15 protein-coding genes and 3 pseudogenes are annotated in these 17,685 nt (G+C 68.1%); 4 read left to right on the forward strand and 14 right to left on the reverse strand.

Annotated features, from left to right (window positions below):
- Positions 1-11: 11 nt before the first annotated feature.
- On the reverse strand, positions 12-341 hold the full coding sequence (locus ACFVYR_RS34905; RefSeq protein WP_384258449.1) for a branched-chain amino acid transporter permease: 330 nt from the start codon (positions 339-341) through the stop codon (positions 12-14).
- The gene (locus ACFVYR_RS34910; protein ID WP_384258451.1) at positions 334-1,080 is read right to left on the reverse strand and encodes an AzlC family ABC transporter permease; all 747 of its coding nucleotides are present in this window, start codon (positions 1,078-1,080) and stop codon (positions 334-336) included. Before ACFVYR_RS34910 ends, ACFVYR_RS34905 begins: the two co-directional genes overlap by 8 nt.
- A 62-nt stretch (positions 1,081-1,142) precedes the next feature.
- On the opposite strand from ACFVYR_RS34910, the gene ACFVYR_RS34915 reads away from it, so the two are divergent.
- Entirely contained in the window at positions 1,143-1,601 is a 459-nt protein-coding gene (locus ACFVYR_RS34915) for an Lrp/AsnC family transcriptional regulator (RefSeq protein WP_384258453.1), read from the forward strand.
- A gap of 10 nt (positions 1,602-1,611) precedes the next feature.
- Here ACFVYR_RS34915 and ACFVYR_RS34920 read toward each other — a convergent pair whose 3' ends face one another.
- From ACFVYR_RS34920 to ACFVYR_RS34940, 5 genes are all read right to left on the reverse strand, one after another.
- A complete protein-coding gene (locus ACFVYR_RS34920; RefSeq protein WP_384258455.1) occupies positions 1,612-2,337 on the reverse strand; it encodes a class I SAM-dependent methyltransferase in 726 nt (241 codons plus the stop codon).
- Between the two features lie 172 nt (positions 2,338-2,509).
- On the reverse strand, positions 2,510-4,960 hold the full coding sequence (locus tag ACFVYR_RS34925; RefSeq protein WP_384258457.1) for a SpoIIE family protein phosphatase: 2,451 nt from the start codon (positions 4,958-4,960) through the stop codon (positions 2,510-2,512).
- Between the two features lie 141 nt (positions 4,961-5,101).
- Positions 5,102-7,585, reverse strand: coding sequence for an MFS transporter (locus ACFVYR_RS34930; protein ID WP_384258459.1), 2,484 nt, complete (start codon positions 7,583-7,585; stop codon positions 5,102-5,104).
- Between the two features lie 254 nt (positions 7,586-7,839).
- Entirely contained in the window at positions 7,840-8,283 is a 444-nt protein-coding gene (locus tag ACFVYR_RS34935; protein ID WP_384258461.1) for an SRPBCC family protein, read from the reverse strand.
- A 110-nt stretch (positions 8,284-8,393) separates the two neighbouring features.
- Complete coding sequence (locus ACFVYR_RS34940; RefSeq protein ID WP_384258464.1) at positions 8,394-9,641, reverse strand: SLC13 family permease; 1,248 nt, start codon at positions 9,639-9,641, stop codon at positions 8,394-8,396.
- Positions 9,642-9,738: 97 nt separating this feature from the next.
- Between ACFVYR_RS34940 and ACFVYR_RS34945 the strand changes: the two are divergent.
- Positions 9,739-10,149 (forward strand): annotated as a pseudogene (locus tag ACFVYR_RS34945) (radical SAM protein); the annotation flags it as partial.
- A 472-nt stretch (positions 10,150-10,621) separates the two neighbouring features.
- Here the strand turns inward: ACFVYR_RS34945 and ACFVYR_RS34950 are convergent.
- Both ACFVYR_RS34950 and ACFVYR_RS34955 read right to left on the reverse strand, forming a co-directional pair.
- Positions 10,622-11,521 (reverse strand): radical SAM protein, encoded by a 900-nt coding sequence (locus ACFVYR_RS34950; protein ID WP_384258466.1) that lies wholly within the window; start codon positions 11,519-11,521, stop codon positions 10,622-10,624.
- 430 nt (positions 11,522-11,951) lie between these two features.
- Positions 11,952-12,152: a hypothetical protein gene (locus ACFVYR_RS34955; RefSeq protein ID WP_384258469.1), complete on the reverse strand. Its 201-nt coding sequence runs from the start codon at positions 12,150-12,152 to the stop codon at positions 11,952-11,954.
- Positions 12,153-12,251: 99 nt separating this feature from the next.
- Between ACFVYR_RS34955 and ACFVYR_RS34960 the strand changes: the two are divergent.
- A pseudogene (locus ACFVYR_RS34960) lies at positions 12,252-12,449 on the forward strand (helix-turn-helix transcriptional regulator); the annotation flags it as partial.
- A 944-nt stretch (positions 12,450-13,393) separates the two neighbouring features.
- Positions 13,394-13,453 (forward strand): annotated as a pseudogene (locus tag ACFVYR_RS34965) (hypothetical protein); the annotation flags it as partial.
- Between the two features lie 71 nt (positions 13,454-13,524).
- Here ACFVYR_RS34965 and ACFVYR_RS34970 read toward each other — a convergent pair.
- The 5 genes from ACFVYR_RS34970 to ACFVYR_RS34990 form a co-directional block, all read right to left on the reverse strand.
- Positions 13,525-13,734, reverse strand: a complete 210-nt coding sequence (locus ACFVYR_RS34970) for a hypothetical protein (RefSeq protein ID WP_384258471.1) — start codon at positions 13,732-13,734, stop codon at positions 13,525-13,527.
- A 159-nt stretch (positions 13,735-13,893) separates the two neighbouring features.
- A complete protein-coding gene (locus ACFVYR_RS34975) occupies positions 13,894-14,223 on the reverse strand; it encodes a hypothetical protein (RefSeq protein WP_384258473.1) in 330 nt (109 codons plus the stop codon).
- Positions 14,224-14,525: 302 nt separating this feature from the next.
- Entirely contained in the window at positions 14,526-15,362 is an 837-nt protein-coding gene (locus ACFVYR_RS34980; protein WP_384258475.1) for a phage major capsid protein, read from the reverse strand.
- Between the two features lie 213 nt (positions 15,363-15,575).
- Complete coding sequence (locus tag ACFVYR_RS34985) at positions 15,576-16,034, reverse strand: hypothetical protein (RefSeq protein ID WP_384258478.1); 459 nt, start codon at positions 16,032-16,034, stop codon at positions 15,576-15,578.
- 1,409 nt (positions 16,035-17,443) lie between these two features.
- Entirely contained in the window at positions 17,444-17,653 is a 210-nt protein-coding gene (locus ACFVYR_RS34990) for a hypothetical protein (protein ID WP_384258480.1), read from the reverse strand.
- Between the last annotated feature and the right edge of the window lie 32 nt (positions 17,654-17,685).

The raw sequence follows: 17,685 nt of genomic DNA on the forward strand, positions 1-17,685 counted from the left end.
GAAGGCAGCCGTCAGTGGGCGAAGACCGTGCTGGCCAGCGCCACATGGACGGTCGTGCCCGCCAGGATGCTCAACAGGGCGTTGCGGCGCCACAGATGCACGCCGACGGTGACGGCCAGCGCGGCCAGCGGCGCGGCGGCGCGTGATTCGGTGACGGGGAGATCGCGCAGGCAGTAGACGACCAGGATCACCATGACGCCCGCGGGCATGCGCGTACTGAGGTACTGCACGGTGGCGCTGGCCCGCAGCGGGGCGAGGACGGCGAACGGCAGGGCGCGCAGCGTCCAGGTGACGGCGGCGGAGACGAGGACCGCGGTGACGGCGTAACCGGTGTCAGACATGGGCGGGCTTCCTGCCGGTGGCGAAGTGGCGGGCCAGGAGGGCGGCGGTGAACAGGGCGAAGGCGGCCAGGAGCAGCTGGCCGGGGAAGAACAGCCGGGCGGCGAGGGCGCTCAGGAGGGCGAGGACGGGGGTGGGCACGTCTCCCCGCAGGTCGCGGACGGCGTCGAGGGACAAGACGGTGAACAGCGCGGTCAGCGCGAAGTCCAGGCCGGTGACGCTCTGCGGGATGAGGGAGCCGAGCAGGGCGCCGACGGTGGCGCTGCCCGCCCAGTACAGGTGCATGTAGAGCTGCAGCCACGTGATGCGCCGGCCCGTCCAGGTGCGGGCCTGTTCGGTGGAGGTCAGCGCGTACGCCTCGTCGGTGAGCGCGAAGGTGCTGTACGTCTTGGCGAGGCGGCCCCGCACCTGTTGCAGGGGGAAGGACAGGGCGTAGAAGACGTGCCTGCCCTGCACCAGGAACGCCGCTCCGGCGATGGACGCCAGTGGCGCGGCGGCGGCGACCATGCCGATGAGCAGGAACTCGAACGAGCCGCCGTAGACCAGTGCGGCGGACAGCCCCGCCCACCACCAGTCGAGCCCGGACTGGATGACGAGGGCTCCGAAGGCGAGACCGAGCGGGAGCATCCCGAGGCCCACGGACGCGCAGTCCCCGAAGGCTTTCCGCGCCGCGGACCGCTCGGGGGGTGAGGGGGTGACGGAGAGCTGGGGCCGGTCGGCGACCGCGGAGGATATGTGCATGCGGACACTTTAGGCAAGTGCCCGCCTAATATGGTTGCTGTTTGTGGCCCTATGATCTTCGTATGAGCAATGAAGGTGGGCTGGATGCCCTTGACCGCGAAATTTTGTTTCACCTGCGCCAGGACGGTCGGCTGACCAACGTCGAACTGGCCAAGCTGGTGGGCCTGACACCGCCGCCGTGCCTGCGGCGGGTCAAGCGCCTGGAGGAGACCGGTGTCATCACCGGCTACCGGACCGTCATCGATCCGGCAGCCCTGGGCCGCGGGCTCGAAGTGCTCATCGACGTCGAGATCTACGCCAATGACCGCAAGACCACCGAGAAGTTCGAGACCACGGTGGCCTCGTACGAAGAGGTGATCGAGTTCCGGCGGATGTACGGGCGTCCGGACTATTTCATCCGGGCCGCCGTGGCCGACCACGGCGCGTACGAGGCCTTCCTCACCCAGAAGCTCAGCGGCCTGCCCGCCATCCTGCGCCTCACCTCCCACCTCACCATGAAGACGATCAAGGTGGACGGCTGAGCGCCTCCCGTCAGCCCGCGCGCCCCACCACCAGCCACCGCGACGGCAGCTCGATGCGCGTACCGTCCGGGGCGAACTCCGTCGTCGACAGCGGGAGTTCACCTCCGGCGACGATCGTGAGCCCGGCGGCGCCGACGCACGCGTCCACCGCCCCGTCGGCGACCTCGGCGGGGGTGAGGCCGTGCGCGAAGACCGGGGCCAGCTTCGGCGGCGGACCCGCGGGGTTCTGCGCCAGGCCCATCAGGATCGGGCGCGCCGCCTCCGAGAGTTCGAAGAGGAAGGCGCGGCCCCGCTCGCCGAGCAGCGTGGCGATGTTGTCGACCAGCGGCTGCCGGTCGGCGGGCTCGCACTGGTGCAGGACGCCCCGCATGTAGACGTTGACGTCCCCGAGCTCCGCGTGCAGCTGCTCCGCCTCGGCCCTCTCCACCAGGTCGAGCTGGCGGAAGTCGGCCTGCCCCGCCGGGTCGGCGCGCCGGGCGTGGTCGACGGCGGCCGCCGACAGATCGACGCCGAGGACGCGCGGGAAACGGTCGGCGAGGAACCGCGTCTGCGTGCCGTTGCCGCAGCCGAGGTCGACGACGGGCAGGCCGCCCGCGGTCATGTGCGGTTCGAAGAGCGCGAGGTGCAGACCCGCGGTGAGGGCGGGCTCGGCGTCCCAGAAGACAGCTCCCGGCTCTTCGGGGGCGTCCCGCCAGAACCCCTCCCACGCCTCCCTGTACCGACTCGTGACACTCATGTCCGTGCTCCCCAGGCCGCGACGAGAGCCGCCGAAGCCGGCGGCAAGATCGGTCTACCGCGCCGGGGGCACACGGACAAGGCACCCGCGCATTCCTTCACCGGTCATTCGATACGTACCCGCCGGGCGCACGAGCGCGCGCCCCGCCTTGCCCGGGAGCTGACACAGGCTCTCAGCGGCGCGGCAGGGACAGTTCGAACCAGACCGTCTTCCCCCGGCGCGTCCGGCTCGTGCCCCACTCCTTCGCCAGTGCGCTGACGATGTGCAGGCCGCGCCCGAACTCGTCGTCCGGGCCCGCGTTGAGGAGCGTCGGCAGTGTCTGGTCGCCGTCCTCGACCTCGCAGACCAGGGTCCCGGAGCGGACCAGGCGCAGGTGGACCCAGGCGCTGCCGGAGTGCCGTACGACGTTGGTGACGAGCTCGCTGACGAGCAGTTCGGCGGTGTCACCCAGGGATTGCAGCGACCACGCCCGCAGTTGGGAGCGGACCAGCTCGCGGGCCCTGCCCACCTCGCTGGGGTCGACGGCGAGCCGGTGGTCCGCGACGTCCTTCGCCGCGATGCCGTTGAGCCTGGCCATCAGGAGCGCCACGTCGTCCTTGCGGCCGCCCCGCGTGTTGAGCGCGCGGATGATCGTGTCGCAGGCGGCGTCCATGGAGGCGGCGGGGTGCGCGGCGGACTCGGTGAGCGTGGCGAGGCCGACGCCGATGTCCTCACCGCGGACCTCGACGAGTCCGTCGGTGCACATCAGGAGCCGGTCGCCGGGGGCGACCCGCACCACGACCGACTCGAAGGGCACGCCGCCGACGCCGATGGGCGCGCCCGTGGGCAGGTCGAGGAGTTCGCTGCGGCCGTCCGCGGCGCGGACCAGGACGGGCGGGATGTGGCCTGCGTTGCCCAGGTGCAGCTCGCCCGCGATCGGGTCGTAGACCGCGTACAGGCAGGTGGCGAGATAGTGCTCGCCGAGGCGCTGCGCCAGGTCGTCGAGGTTGCGCAGGAGCTGCTCGGGCGGCAGGTCGAGGGCGGCCATGGTCTGCACCGCCGTGCGCAACTGGCCCATCATGGCCGCGGAGTTGAGCCCGTGGCCCATCACGTCGCCGACGACGAGCGCGGTCCTTGAGCCGGGCAGTTTGACGGAGTCGAACCAGTCGCCGCCGACCCGGCCGAGGAGCGTGCCGGGCAGGTAGCGGGTGGCGATGTCACAGCCGGACATCCGGGGCTGGATGTGCGGCAGCATGCTGTCCTGGAGGGTGTCGGCGACGCTCTCCTGGTACGTGTACATGCGGGCGTTGTCGAGCACGAGGCCCGCGCGGGCAGCCAGTTCGGCACCGGTGACGCGGTCCATGTCGTTGAAGACCGGCCGCTCCCGGTGCCGCAGCAGGATCATGAAACCGAGCACCACATTGCGCGCCTTCAGGGGCACGACGAGCATGGAGCGGTTGGTGATCAGCGGGCGGATGTCGCGCTTCTCGAACTGGGAGGCGATGGCGTTGCCCATCTCCTCGGAGATGCGCGGCACGAGCACGGGGTCACCCGAGGTCATGCACTGGAAGAACGGCGTGTGCACGGGGAACGGCATGGACTCCCCCACCGGCACCACGTCGTCCCAGCGCCCCGGCTCGTCGGTGTGCTCCAGGGCGACCCGGTGCCACATGGTGGTCTCGTCCGGCACGCCCTCGGGGAAGCCCTCGCCCGCGACGACCTGCTCGCGCAGATAGGTGCCCGCGACGTCCGTGAAGCGTGGCACGACCGCCCTGCTGACCTCCAGGATCGTCTGCGACAGATCGAGCGAGGAGCCGATGCGCCCGCTGACCTCGTTGAGGAATTCGAGGTGCTCGCGCACCGCCGCGTACTCGAGGTCCTCGCCCTCCTCCTCCGCCGCGTCCGGGGCCGCGGGCAGCCCGCCCGCGGCGGCCTGTGCGGCGCGCTGCCTGCGTTCCTTGCGCTCCGCCCGGCGGGCGACGCCCCAGTCCGGGGTGACGGGCACCCGGTCGTGCCTGCTGAACTCCAGGACGGGATAGCCCAGTTCGAGCACCTGGGCGACGATACGGGCGCTTTCGTCCACACTCATGCTCGGCAGGATCTCGGGCAGCCTGGCCGCGAGCTCGTCCGCGCCAGGGAAGTCGGTGTGCAGCGCGAAGGCGGGCGCGATCCGCTCGACCTGCTCCTCGCCCTCGCCCCGCCCGCCGTCCGGCTCCTGCGCCGCGGTCAGCCGCGCGGCGTCGGCGGCGAGCACGAGGAGCCGCTCGGGTCCCGGGCCGATCAGCGGATACGCCCACCACAGCACGTCGATGCGCCCTTGGTCGCGCCCGTCACCCGGTCCGGCGAGACGCGCCCGGCCCGCGGCCGGGTAGGAGATGCGTCCGTCGAGGGAGGTCTCCAGGTCGGGGCCGAGCCCGTCGTACGCCTCGTAGGACTCTCGGTCCTCCTGGATCGCGCCGTGCACCGGGAGCAGATCACCCACCGGGCAGCCGACGGCCTCCTCCTTGCCGTACCCGAAGAGGCGGCGCGCTCCGACGCTCCAGTGCGAGACGAGGCCCGCTCCGTCGACGACGACCACGGCCAGGGGAATGCGTCCGGACGCGGCACTCTGCGTCACCGGCTCGCCTGGAGTGCCTCGTTCCATGGCTCATGCTCCTTCCCGCGGCAGCGCAAGATCTGGGCCGCCACCAACCACCGTACGGCTGACGCGGGTTGCCGTGCAGGTCAATACGGGAATTGCCCGCACAGCGGGGACACCGGCGCACGCCCCCCTTGGCTGCGGGCCCTAGTCCTCGTGCCCGAGCTGGAGGTCCCGCTCCGTGCGGCCGCCGCCCGCGACCTGGAGGACGGTGGCGACCGGCGGGTAGCCCGCCGCGATCACGGTGTACTCGCCGGAGGACAGGTCGACGAAGCGGAAGGTGCCGTCCGCCGCGGTGGTCAGGGTGTCGACGACGTTGCCCGCCGCGTCGAGCAGGGTCACGCGCGCGTCCTCGACGGGCCGCCCACCGCCGGCCCGCACGGTGCCGCGCAGCACGGCGCCGCCCGCGAGCTCCACGTCCTGGCGGGTCTCGCGCGAGGCCTGCACGGTGACGGGGAGCGCGGCGGGGCGGAAGGCGGGGGCACTGGCCGCGAGCGTGTACTCGCCGGCCACCAGCTCCGTGATGACGTAGCCGCCCTCACGGCCGCTGCGGGTGGTGGCGACGACCTCGCCGCGGACGTCGGTGAGGGTGACGGCGGCGTCCCTGACGGCCGTGCCGTCGGCGGTCACCACGGTCCCGGCGAGGCGGCCCGCCCCGCCGAGGACCACGTCGAGCTCGACGGGCCGCTCGCCGACGGTGACCGTGACGGCCTGCGGCTGGTGGCCGCCCGCCGCCGCGATCAGCACGAAGGAGCCCGTCCCCGGCGTGGACAGGGCGTACCGTCCGTCCTCTCCGCTGGCGCCGCGCCCGATCTGCTGCCCGCCCACGTCGATGAGGGTGAGGGCCGCGCGGGGCACGACGGTGCCGTCGGGGTGCTGCACGGTGCCGCAGACCGGGACCCCGGCGGCGTACGGCGCCTGGCGGGCGTGGGGGACGGTTCCCGGTTCGTCGGCCGGTGCGCTGGGGGAGGTGGTGCTGGACAACAGGGGTGTCTCCTTGAGGAAGAAGGCGAGCAGCATGCCGAGGACGAGCACCGGCACCAGGTAGAGGAAGATCCGCGGCATCGCGTCGGCGTACGCCTGGATGTAGCCGTCGCGCAGCGGCGCGGGCAGCGTGTGGACGAGCTGGGGGGTGATGGACTCGGCGTCGGGCAGGGCCTTGCCCGCGCCGGCGGGGATCCGGTCGCGCAGGGCGTCGGCGAGCCGGTCGGCGAAGAGCGTGCCGAAGATCGCGGCGCCCACACTGCCGCCGATCTGCCGGAAGTAGTTGTTGGCACTGGTGGCGGTGCCGAGGTCGGCGGGGCGCACCGCGTTCTGCACGGCGAGCACCAGGACCGGCATGACCAGGCCGATGCCCGCGCCGAGGACGGCCATCCAGACGCTGTACTGCGGCCGGGAGGTGTCGGCCTCGAGCCGCGAGAGCAGCCACATGCCGATGACGGACAGGACGCCGCCGAGGATCGGGTAGATCTTGTAGCGCCCGGTGTGGCTGATGAGCTGCCCGGAGACGATGGACGCGCCGACGATGCCGCCCATCATCGGCAGCATCAGGAGGCCGGACTCGGTGGCGCTCGCGCCGTCGACCATCTGCAGGAAGGTCGGCAGGTAGCTGGCCGCTCCGAAGAGGGCGACTCCGATGACCATGCCCACCAGAGAGGTGATGTTGAAGACCGGGTCACGGAAGAGGCGCAGCGGGATGATCGGTTCTGCGGCGAACCGCTCGGCGACCAGGAAGAGCACGCTCGCCACGACGGCCCCGACGCCGAGCCCGACGATCACGCGGTCGCCCCACGCGTACTCGGTACCGCCCCAGCTGGTGAGCAGGACGAGGCAGGTGGAGGCGGCGGCGAGCAGGAGCGCGCCGAGCACGTCGAGCCGGGCCCTGCCGGTGCGCTTGGGCAGCTTCAGTACGAGGGTGACGACGAGGAGGGTGACGAGGCCGAAGGGCACGTTGAAGTAGAAGCACCAGCGCCAGGAGACGTGGTCGGTGAAGAAGCCGCCGAGCAGGGGCCCCGCGACCGAGGCGAGGCCGAACGCGGCGCCGATCAGACCCATGTAGCGGCCGCGCTGCCGGGGCGACACGATGTCCGCGATGATCGCCTGTACGCCGATCATCAGGCCGCCCGCACCGGCGCCCTGGAGCGCCCGGAAGGCGATGAGCTGGTCCATCGTCCGCGACCAGCCGGCGAGCGCCGAGCCGATGACGAAGACGACGATGGCGAACTGGAAGACGCCCTTGCGCCCGAAGAGGTCACCGAGCTTGCCGTAGACGGGCAGGCCGATGGTGGAGGTGAGGAGGTAGGCGGTGATCGCCCAGGACATCTTGTCGAGGCCGTGCAGCTCGCCGACGATCTTCGGGAGCGCGGTGGCGACGATCATCTGCTCCAGGGCGGCGAGCAGCAGGGCGAGCATCAGCCCCACGAAGACCATCCGTACGCGGCTGGGGCTGAGCCCGTGGCCCGTGGGGTCCGGGGGCGGTGGCGGCGCCTGGCCCCGCCCCTGACCGCCCTGTACGGCGGGCGGGCCGGCCCCTTCACGGTGCCGCCCGTCCCCCGCGGCCCGCTCACTCCGCTCGTCCTGCCGGCTCTGCTGGTCCTGACCGGTGGTCTTCACCAGCGTCGTCCCGCCCACGTCCTGCTCCCCTCGTCGCGCCTGCGCCGCCCATTTCTCGCATTACGCGACAACAGCGAGCAAGCGCGACGAGTCACCCTCGCGCGGGGTTCCATGGGCGTAAGCGCCGGTGGGAGCCCTACGGCGTACAACGGGACCGAACAGAAAACCACTCGAAACGGTGAGCGTGAGAGCAACGCTGAGTGGCCGGGCGGGAGTTGGCCGGGCGGACGGACCGGCCCGGCCCGGATCGGACCGCCCGCCCGGCGCGGGGCCTACTTCTCGACGTGGGCGGCGAGGTTGCCGAGCACGGCGTCGTAGATGCGGGCCAGGCCCTTGGGCGCGAAGGCCTTCTCGAAGAAGCCGCCGATGCCGCCCGCGCCGTTCCAGACGGTGGTGACGACCACGCGGGATTTGCCCTCACCGGCCGGCGTCACCGTCCAGGTCGTGACCATGGAGGAGTTGCGGTCCTTCTCGACCAGCTCGCCGTCCGTGGGCTCGCTGACCTCCAGGAGGCAGTCGCGGATGCGCTTGCTGGTGGCCTGGAGCTTCCAGTGGACGAGGGTGCCCTCGCCGTCACCGCCCTCGCGCACCTCGTACTCGCTGAAGTGCTCGGAGAGGAGCTTCTCGCGCGTGCCGTTGTAGTCGGCCAGCGCGTCGAAGACGTCGTCCGGCTTTGCCGTGATGGTCCGCTCCGCGACCGCTTCGACCTGCGCCATTGCACTTCCTCCAGCATGTGTGTTCCTCGGGGACTTCGTGGAAAGCCAACCACCCGGCGTACCGGCCCCCCAAATCGGGTCCCCGGTCGGGGGCTTGGCGGGACAGGCTCTCAGCCCGGCAGGAGCCTGAGCGAGGTCCACAGCGCGAGGGTCGACAGGACGAGGGCGGCCGGAGTGGTGAGGAGTCCGAGGCGGGTGAAGCGGCCCAGATCGACGTCGTGGTCGTGCTGGTGGGCGATGCGGCGCCACAGGAGCGTGGCGAGGGATCCCGCGTAGGTGAGGTTGGGGCCGATGTTCACGCCGATGAGTACGGCGAGGACGGCGCCGGGACCGGACGGCGCGGCCAGCGGGACCAGGGCGAGGACGGCCGGCAGGTTGTTGATCAGGTTGGCGAGCAGGGCGGCGACGGCGGCGGTGCCGAGGAGCGCGGGCAGCGCGGTGCCGTCCGGCAGGAATCGCCCGAGGGCGTCGCCGAGGCCGTTGTCGACGACGGCCCTGACGACGACGCCGAGGGCGAGGACGAAGGCCAGGAACAGCCACGAGGCGGAGCGCAGGATCGCCGCCGGTGTCGTACGGCGGCGCAGCAGGGCCCGGACCGCGAGGACGGCCGCCCCTGCCGCGGCCGCCCAGGCGGGGTCGACCCCGACGGCTGAGGCCACCGCGAACCCGGCGAGCGTGGCCGCGACGGTCACCAGGGCGAACAGCGGCATGTCCGGCGGCTCCTCGGCCTCGGCGCCCTGCGTCGGGGCGTCGAGGTCGGCGGCGAAGAACCGCCGGAAGACCGCGTACTCGACCGCGACGGCGACCAGCCAGGGCAGCGTCATGAGCAGCGCGAAGCGCGTGAAGCTCAGGCCGGTCGCGGTGAAGGCGAGGAGGTTGGTCAGGTTCGAGACCGGCAGCAGGAGGGACGCGGTGTTGGACAGGTGGGCGCTCGCGTAGACGTGCGGCGCGGGGCGGGCGCCCATGCGCGCGGCCGTGGCGAAGACGACCGGGGTCAGCAGGACCACGGTGGCGTCCAGGCTCAGGGCGGCGGTGATCACCGAGGCGAAGGCGAAGACGGCGCCGAGCAGCCGGCGGGGGCGACCCGCGGCCCGGCGCGCCATCCAGCTGCCGCAGGCGTGGAAGAGCCCCTCGTCGGCGCAGAGCTTGGCGAGCACAAGGACGCCCGCGAGGAAGCCGATCACCGGGCCGAGCCGGGCGGCCTCGTCCCGCACGTCGTCGAGCGGGATCGCCCCGGACAGGATCACGACGCCGGCGGCCGGCACGGCGAAGGCGGCCTCGGGCCACCGGAACGGGCGGACGACGGCGCAGACGAGCACCACGACCAGGGCGGCGACGGACAGGGACTCGACGAGCATGCCTTCGATCATGCACGGCCCGACGGCCGGGTTTCGCCTTCGCACGATCAAGGGAACATGTGTTCTATTCTGTGGTCAGTGCTACCGAGGAGGTGTCATGCGCTGGGAGAACCTCTCCGAAGGGCCGGGCCCGAGGGCGGCCGCCGATGCCGCACTGTTCGGCGCGGACGCGGTGACCACGCGGACTTTCGACACCCCCGAGTTCCGCGGGATCACCTTTCACGAGGTCCGGGCCAGGTCGATCGTGAACCGGGTGCCGGGTGCGTCCCGCATGCCGTTCGAATGGACGGTCAACCCCTATCGGGGGTGCACGCACGCGTGCGTCTACTGTTTCGCCCGCAAGACCCACAGCTACCTGGACCTCGACACCGGTCTCGGCTTCGACAGCCAGATCGTCGTCAAGGTCAACGCCGCCGCGCTGCTGCGCCGACAGCTCGCCTCGCCACGCTGGCACGGCGACCACATCGCCATGGGCACGAACGTCGACTGCTATCAGCGCGCGGAGGGTAGTTGCACGCTAGCAATAGAAGCCCCTGACCAGGCAAAAAGCCCCCGCCATGCGCCACGGGGAGCAACGCACGGACGGGGCAGTCAGGGGCCTGGTGCTCAGTGCGGGACGTGCACAGGGGCGCTCTGTTCCCTCAGCTCAGACAGCCGCCGCTGAAACAGGGGGCCGATCGCGTGCGCTCCCCTTGCCTCACTCGGCGTGGACTGTTCGATCAGGTGATGGGAGACCGCCTTGAGGTGAGCGGCCCAGGCAATCACGTGCTGTTGAGCCGTCCGCCCGCATTCCTGCGGTTCGCCAGGGAGACACAGCGGGAGTTCCGGACCAAGCTTGTTGGCTGCGTGCCGGACGTACCGAGCGATGGTGAGCCATTCCTCCTCGGTCCGCCGAATGGCGTTGCCTTGGTCCTCCCACCCCCACGGGCCGAAGTCGTCCCCGTGATCGTCCATGTGTGCGCTCCCTCATGATCAGCGGATTAGGCCGGTGCAGCGATGGTATCGGCGCTGTCCGCCTCCCTGGGGTCACAATGCCCGACCGAGGGAACGCATGGACCGCAGGGGCCGCACATGGGAAGAAATTGCGGAGGAGTGCACGACTGGACGCCATCCCCGCGCACCGCCGCGATATCGGCCGCAACGTCGGTCATCTGCGCACCGCCCCAGATATCGGAGATCGGCTTTTCCAGCACATTGCCCATGGTCAGGAATCGACCAAGGACGCATGGCCACACATCGCCGGTCGGACCGATGGCACATTTCTCGTGGGCGCAGTGCCCGCACAGATCAGCGATGGTCGGCGCGGCCCCCTGACTCGCTCGCCCGAATGCGCGGGTCCGGTCTCCGCCGACCGTTCCGACACCGAGCCCCGTAAGGTCCTGTGCCGCTTCCTGTACGCGCTGCCCGTCCCGCACGGCAACGACTCCGCCCCGCAGCGGGATACCGAGTGTCAGCGCCTTTTGGATGTTGGCGCGTGTCTTCTTGTGTGACCCTCGGAGTTGCGTCACCTGGTCGTGTTCCTCGGCGCTGTCCGAGTAGTACGAGGTGGCAAGCTTGGCGCCGTATTCCGTGAACGCGTTCCACAACTCCGGGCGGATGTGGGTCATGTTCGAGAACACCTCGATACCGAGGCCCCGCCCGTGAGCGTGCTTGATCAGCGCGGGCAGGCTCGGGTAGAGCGTCGGTTCTCCCCCGATGAACTGAACATCCAGGGTCCCCATGTCGGCAAGCTGGTCAATCACGTTCAACCAGTCCTGCACGGCCATGGTTCCGTGTGCGCCCTTGGGTCCGCTGTCTGCGTAGCAGTGATCACAGAATTCGTTGCAGAGTCCCGTGACCTCAAGCCACGCGAATAAGAGACGGTTTCCGGCAGCGCTCATTGCAACTCCTTGCGACCGTTGGTGTTTGGTGCCCCGCCCCTGCCGAGATTTCGAATGCGTGGGGGAACGGGTTCGGATGCGTCTGGCAGGGGCGGGAGATCAGGGGCGGCCAGTAGCGGCCAGCGTGGGAATCGCCGTTGCCAGCGCGGCGACTATGAACACGAACACGGACCACCCGAAACGGCGTGCGTACTTCACGCTCGCTCCAGCGGAACGCAGTTGGGGCATTCGTGGTGCCGGAGGTTCGGGGGGTGAGTCGGGCCGGGCAGATGGACCACACCCGAGGTCACATCCAGCGCCCCGCCGTACTGCGTCCACCAACCGGCCGGAGAACCCGCGTAAGGGCCGTCAGAGCCGTCTATGAGGCTGATTAGCTCCGGGGCCGGGAGGGGCCGCGTACGACGCTCCTGTGACCTCACGGTGGGCGCGCTCATGAGTGGTCGGCCTCGGCGTGCCGACGCATCCTGACGTTGCAGTCGCTCACCCGGCTTGCGTCACCGTTCGCCTGCGCTCGGTCCCGGTCCATGGCCACGTTGTCGCAGTGCACGCACCCCGGTACTGGCTGCGGGTCGCGCTCCATGCTCAGTGGGAGGTCTACGGGCTTTTCCTGTGTCGTCTTCGTGGTGGTCATGTCGTCCCCTCGATTGGGCGATCCGGCGTCCACCCTCCGACCGAAATGGATCTCCGACTAGCGGCCTCGTGTAGGCCAACTGTCGGCCAGACTGGGCACATGGGGAGCAGCGTCGGGGCCAACATCAGGCAAGAGCGGGAACGGCTCGGGTGGAGCCAGGCACGGCTTGCGCGGGAGGTCTGCCAGGCAGCGCGAGTAACCGGCGAACCAGTCGGACGGCAAGAGATCAGCCGTTGGGAGACAGGCAAGCGCACACCCCGTGAATGGCTGCCGTTCATCGCTGCCGCTCTGGGCGTGACCGTGGATGCCCTCAGCGCCTCTCAGAATCCCGCTGAGCCACCTTTGCCGACCCTGGCTGACTTCCTGCCCGAAGAGGACCCGCTAAGCCCGCTGGAAGGCCGTACAGGGCGACGCGTCGGAATGGGCACCGTGGACGAACTACAGCAACGGGTGCATGGGCTCAGGCTGGCTGATGATGTGCTGGCAGGTGGGGACCTAGTCCGCCCGGCACTTCGGGACCTTCGGCGCGTTGTGAAGCTGTACCGAGAGAGCACGCACACCAGCGAAGTGGGGCGGCAACTGCTCAGGCAAATTGGAGAGTTGGCACAGATTGCCGGATGGATTGCCAGTGACGCCGGACAGCACGAAGAGGCAGAACGCATCTACCGGCTGGGGATCAGCGCCGCACGGCAGGCGGAAGACCACACCCTTGCCGGGAATCTCGCCGGATCACTCGCCTACCAGATGAGCAACACAGGGCGAGAAGCCGAAGGGCTAATCCTGGCTCAGGCAGCCTTCAATGACGCACGGGCTGAAGCGCCCCCGAAAGCCCGCGCGCTGTATCTGGACCGTGTGGCATGGGCTCGCACGAAAGCCGGGGGAACGGAGAACGGGCAACAGGCCATGCGTGCACTGGGGGAAGCGGGGCAAGCCCTGAGCGAAGATAGCGAAGGCACAGAATCACCCGCCTACCTGTATTGGGTGGATGCTGGTGAACTCCGGGTCATGGAATCCCGCGTCTACACGGAGTTGCATCGACCCTTGCGCGCTGTCCCGTTGCTGCGAAGCGTCCTCAGCGGATATGACGCCACGCACACCAGGGAAATGGCCCTCTACCTTTCGTGGCTGGCCGTGGCGCTGGCAGACGCCAACGAGCCGGAAGAGGCGGCAGCCGTAGCCGAACGCGTCATCACTCTGGGAGCTGACACACCGTCAAAAAGGCTCGGGGAGCGCGTCCGGGTAATCCTCAGCCGGTTGCAGGAATTCGCGGACGTTCCCGAAGTGGCGGCCATACTCGCTGAGCATCCGGCAGCCTGAAACACGAAGAGCCCCATACCGGCCACCAGTCAGGCAGCGGGCATGGGGCTCACGGTCATTCGGTCTCAGCCCAATCGGTCACGCGCTGGTGCGCCTCTGGCATCTGGAAGTCATCGGCATAAGAGCGCGCCGCGAACAGCCGCCGGGAACGGTCCGACATGAAAGCCTTGCGGTCAGCCGGGGCGATCTCCCAGAGCGGACGGGCTAGCTCTTCGTCGCTGAGCAATAGGAAGGCAGCAACGCGCGCCTTGTAGTCGGGGGTCATTGGTCACTCTCAGGGCATAGGAGAGCCCCGGCCAGTGAGTGACCAGGGCTGAATATGGGTTCAATCTCTCCGCGCAAACGCTCCAAGCTGCGGCGCTAGCTTTTTGCCTCCCTGCCGAGTGGCCTACAGGCCCGGAGGGGGTCCCTCCCCAGGGGGGCATCAGGAGACGCGCACTGCAACCAGGGTCAGCGACGCAGCGTCAACACCAATGCCCACATCAGCGCCGTAGTCACCAGGGGCGAACGGACCTAGGGCAAGCGTGGTGCTCACCGGCACTGGGATAACCCGTGGCGTGACCGGCTGCCCGTCCACCATGCGACTCAGATTGATGGTCACATTGCCGACAACACTGGCACTCGTATTCTTGACCATGAGACCAACGCGCCCATCATTGGGAAGCGTGTGGTCTGCCGTCGGGTCTCCCACTACTGCACTCGGCATAGCTGTGCCAGCACGCGTGAATGCAACAACGGGAATCTCTACTGCCATGGGCTAAGCCCACCTCTCATCTATCGGCAGCCCAACCACCAGGCTGATGCCTGGCAGTCTCACGGTTGTGACATGGGGTGCATAGGGGCCTCAGATGGGTGGGGGTTAGCACCAGCACAGAGGGCAGGAACGTCACTGACGGGCGGTAAGCCCAGGTCAGAAAAGGTGGACGTTTTTGTCGGCATCGGGTGCCCGGTCACAGCAGCAAACGACTACGCATACAGGAATAGCCCGGCAACTTCCCCTGATACGAACCCTGGTGCAGCGCACAGGGAAGGGAAGTTGCCGGGCTAGATCATGGGTTACGCAGAAGCGTTGGTGATACGGACGTGTGCGCCAGCCACAGGCATAGCGAATGCGACCCGCATGGTTCCACGGACGCCGATTCGGTCAGAGGAGAAATACGCCGAACGGTCAACGTCAAGGCGCGTGTCCTCACGAGTGACCACAAGGAAATCGTCCTTGCTGATGCCGTAAACCATGTCAGCCGGAACGTACGGGCTAACGACAATAGGACGGCCCAGAATGGTACGCCGACCATCAGCGGTTAGATCCTGGTTTAGCAGCGCACGGTTAGAGTCGGTCTGATCCTTGAGCTTCGCAATCTCAAGGGCAGTGGCAGCCCCGGTTACCCAAGAGGTAATGAGACCCCCGTTGGCCTCAGCCTTCGAAACAGCCTCTTCGAATGGGTCAAGGTTGCTGTACGCCACGGGCGCCGTGACCGTGGAGATACCGGCCAGTGCAGAGAAGCCAGCAGGGTTCGCCCCGCCCAGCGTGTTGAATAGGGCGTTGTCCACGCTGTTAGCAATCTGCCGAGCAATTGACTTGCCTAGCTGATCGGCCGCAGACGGGTTGGAGTCATCCACCAGCTCACGCGAAGCAATGGTGAGGCCAGCGAACTTCGCAGGAATGATCTCTAGCTCGTCAAAGTCGGCGTCAGAAGGAGTGATCTCCGCGCCCTCAGCAACTGCACCAACAGTGACATCTGAAACGAGGATCGGAATTCGGTAGCTGCGCGCGTTGGTCGTGACCTTTGTGCCGGTCAGGTAGGCCACAGAAAGCGCCTCAACAGGCTTCGTAACGATGTCGCCGTAATCGGCAGGAGTTAGACCACTGGCGTCAGCGGATAGGAGAGTCATGTTCAATTCCTTGTGTTTGGGCATGTGCGCGGCTAATGGCCAGCGCGTGAAAGGGAGCCCGCTGCACCTGGCAGCACGGGAAAGCGGGCACCTGGCCCAAACGTGAAAATCCGCCGCCCACCTGGGGCACTCGCGGATTTCCAGAGTCACCTACGAAAATCCGTAGGTGGGTGTGCAGTTATGAGGGTCCAGGACCGTGACCCCGGACCGTTGTTAGTTCTTCGCGCTCTTGAGTGCGTCAAGCATGGTGGGCTTTGCGCGCTCTGCACTACCGGCCGCACTACTGCCGCCGACCTCACCCCACGGGGCGGTATTACTGCGGAGACCAGGACGCGCCACAAGAAGTGCTTCAACGGAAGCGTCGATGGTTTCCGTGTCGACATTGCCTTGGGGGTCCAAGAGGTCAGCCACGGCCACTTCACCCAGCGTGAAAAGGTCAGCGCCAACGGCGAGCTGTTTACTGGCGTACGCCTCAATCTCCTTGCGCAGCAGCGCTGTGATTCGAGTCTCGGCGGCCTCTAGCTTGGTCTCTGCTTCGCGTAGCTTCGTGCGGTACTTTGCGGCTTCCCGATTAGTCGAATTGCCTTCACCTGGCTGTGTGCCAGATGCGGGGGACGTATCGGAATCGGCGGAAGTCTCGTCTGGTGCGTTCTCGGAAATCGGGGAAGTCATAGGGTGTGTCCTTCGATAAGACCCCTGCCGCTCAACCCATGGGAAGGACAACCCGGGGAGCGGCAGGGGGGATTGGGGCCCACCCCGGCAGGCAACAAGCCTGGAAGAGCCCGGGGTGGGCGTGCGGGTGACTAATCCCGCGATTTGAAAGGCGGGCCGTAGCCCATACCGCTGAGGCCATCAGCGGAGCACTGGAACCACCTACGGATTTTCGGAGGTGGTGAGTTGCGTCAGCGATGACAAGACCAGCGAATCCAGGCTTCGCGCTGATCTTCCATTGTCATCCTGGACGGGCCATTGGCGTAGGCGCGTACGAGTAGGTCACGTGTCTGGCGCTGAGCTTCTATCGGCACCCTGCCGTAGCGCTTGCCCCGCTTCGCGTCCTGAGCGATCAGGAAGGCGTGTGCGGCCTTCGCGCTGGCTTCCCTTGCCTGAGCCTCAGTGGCTCGGCGCTCAGGGTGCACAGCGGCGTAGGCAGCCCGCATGAGGGGGGCAATGGCCTCTGCCAGTCCCTCACGTCCGGCGACCCCGTACGCGTAGTCGAACTGCTTATGGCAACTACGGCACTGAGCCACGTAACAACGGCTGTCCTCAGCCCAGACCCGTAGAACTCCGTTCCGGCCATGCCCGCTTATCTCCGAATCAGAGTTGCGCTGGTAAGACCACTGGTCGGCGGTCAGTCCACACCATGAGCAGGCGTGGTATTTGGCGGGAAGCCGTAGATCATCTAGACAGCGGTGCCAGGCGTGGTACTTGGACTCAACGGAAGCCATAACAGGTCTTTCTATGTGGCGGATGAACGCAAAAAGCCCCAACCCGACAGAGACCCCCGCCTGATGCTCCGCCACAGAACATCAGAAGGGTTCAACCTGTCGGGTTGGGGCTTAGGTGCTTGGGCGGGAACTAACAGTGGCGGCCCCGCATCAGAAGGGGGATCTCTCGCCCTTCGTGGTGTATCTAGTGAGTCGAATGCCGCCCGTGTTGTTGCCCAACCTTTACGCAAGGCGTGTAGAAATGTAGTTTCGGGGGTTGGTCTCGGTAACGAGTAGAGAACTCTATTCGATTACCGGGAAGGTACTCAAAACTACACTTCTACATTTCCGCAGGTCAGACTAGGTATTATGACGGAGTGCCAGAAACGCTGCTACACGCACATTCGTTTCTTCGCCTTTTCCGCTGTCCCCTCTCGGAAGCCCTGAGCGCCCGCCTGAGCCCTTCCGGCGTCCGATCCGGCCCCGCGTGCCGGTATGCCCCTGCAAGGCCCCCAGTTGGCCTCTGGTGGCTTTGCAGGCCCCTGGTGTTTGGGGTTGGCCTCCGTCCTGGCTGGAGGGCGCTGTATGCCCCTGTGAGGGCATGAGAAAGCCCCACCCGACCACGGGGGCCGGATGGGGCTAACGGACGCTCAGGGCTCAGGTTGCCATAGCCGCCGGGAAGCCTTGCAGTGCGGCCAAGAGCGCTTCCGTGCGCCTGATGCGCTGGCGCGTGTACTGGCTGGTGTCTCCCGCTGCCATAGCGCGGTAGAGGCGGTCAAGGTTCCGGCTGATCTGCCGCACCTCTGCCTCAAGGCTGAACGTTGCCTCTTCGGCGTCGCACTGTGCCTGAAATTCCTCGCGTGTCATGATGGTGCCTTCCCCTTGGGGACACCGGTCCG

This window comes from Streptomyces sp. NPDC058284 (genome assembly GCF_042881135.1).
In the GTDB taxonomy this organism is placed as follows: Bacteria; Actinomycetota; Actinomycetes; order Streptomycetales; family Streptomycetaceae; genus Streptomyces.

What these genes read in the sequence shown, in the direction of transcription:
- ACFVYR_RS34905 (WP_384258449.1), bottom strand. Translation starts at nt 341, where the DNA reads ATGTCTGACACCGGTTACGCCGTCACCGCGGTCCTCGTCTCCGCCGCC.
- ACFVYR_RS34910 (WP_384258451.1), bottom strand. Translation starts at nt 1,080, where the DNA reads ATGCACATATCCTCCGCGGTCGCCGACCGGCCCCAGCTCTCCGTCACC.
- ACFVYR_RS34915 (WP_384258453.1), top strand. Translation starts at nt 1,143, where the DNA reads ATGAGCAATGAAGGTGGGCTGGATGCCCTTGACCGCGAAATTTTGTTT.
- ACFVYR_RS34920 (WP_384258455.1), bottom strand. Translation starts at nt 2,337, where the DNA reads ATGAGTGTCACGAGTCGGTACAGGGAGGCGTGGGAGGGGTTCTGGCGG.
- ACFVYR_RS34925 (WP_384258457.1), bottom strand. Translation starts at nt 4,960, where the DNA reads ATGGAACGAGGCACTCCAGGCGAGCCGGTGACGCAGAGTGCCGCGTCC.
- ACFVYR_RS34935 (WP_384258461.1), bottom strand. Translation starts at nt 8,283, where the DNA reads ATGGCGCAGGTCGAAGCGGTCGCGGAGCGGACCATCACGGCAAAGCCG.
- ACFVYR_RS34940 (WP_384258464.1), bottom strand. Translation starts at nt 9,641, where the DNA reads ATGCTCGTCGAGTCCCTGTCCGTCGCCGCCCTGGTCGTGGTGCTCGTC.
- ACFVYR_RS34950 (WP_384258466.1), bottom strand. Translation starts at nt 11,521, where the DNA reads ATGAGCGCTGCCGGAAACCGTCTCTTATTCGCGTGGCTTGAGGTCACG.
- ACFVYR_RS34955 (WP_384258469.1), bottom strand. Translation starts at nt 12,152, where the DNA reads ATGACCACCACGAAGACGACACAGGAAAAGCCCGTAGACCTCCCACTG.
- ACFVYR_RS34970 (WP_384258471.1), bottom strand. Translation starts at nt 13,734, where the DNA reads ATGACCCCCGACTACAAGGCGCGCGTTGCTGCCTTCCTATTGCTCAGC.
- ACFVYR_RS34975 (WP_384258473.1), bottom strand. Translation starts at nt 14,223, where the DNA reads ATGGCAGTAGAGATTCCCGTTGTTGCATTCACGCGTGCTGGCACAGCT.
- ACFVYR_RS34980 (WP_384258475.1), bottom strand. Translation starts at nt 15,362, where the DNA reads ATGACTCTCCTATCCGCTGACGCCAGTGGTCTAACTCCTGCCGATTAC.
- ACFVYR_RS34985 (WP_384258478.1), bottom strand. Translation starts at nt 16,034, where the DNA reads ATGACTTCCCCGATTTCCGAGAACGCACCAGACGAGACTTCCGCCGAT.
- ACFVYR_RS34990 (WP_384258480.1), bottom strand. Translation starts at nt 17,653, where the DNA reads ATGACACGCGAGGAATTTCAGGCACAGTGCGACGCCGAAGAGGCAACG.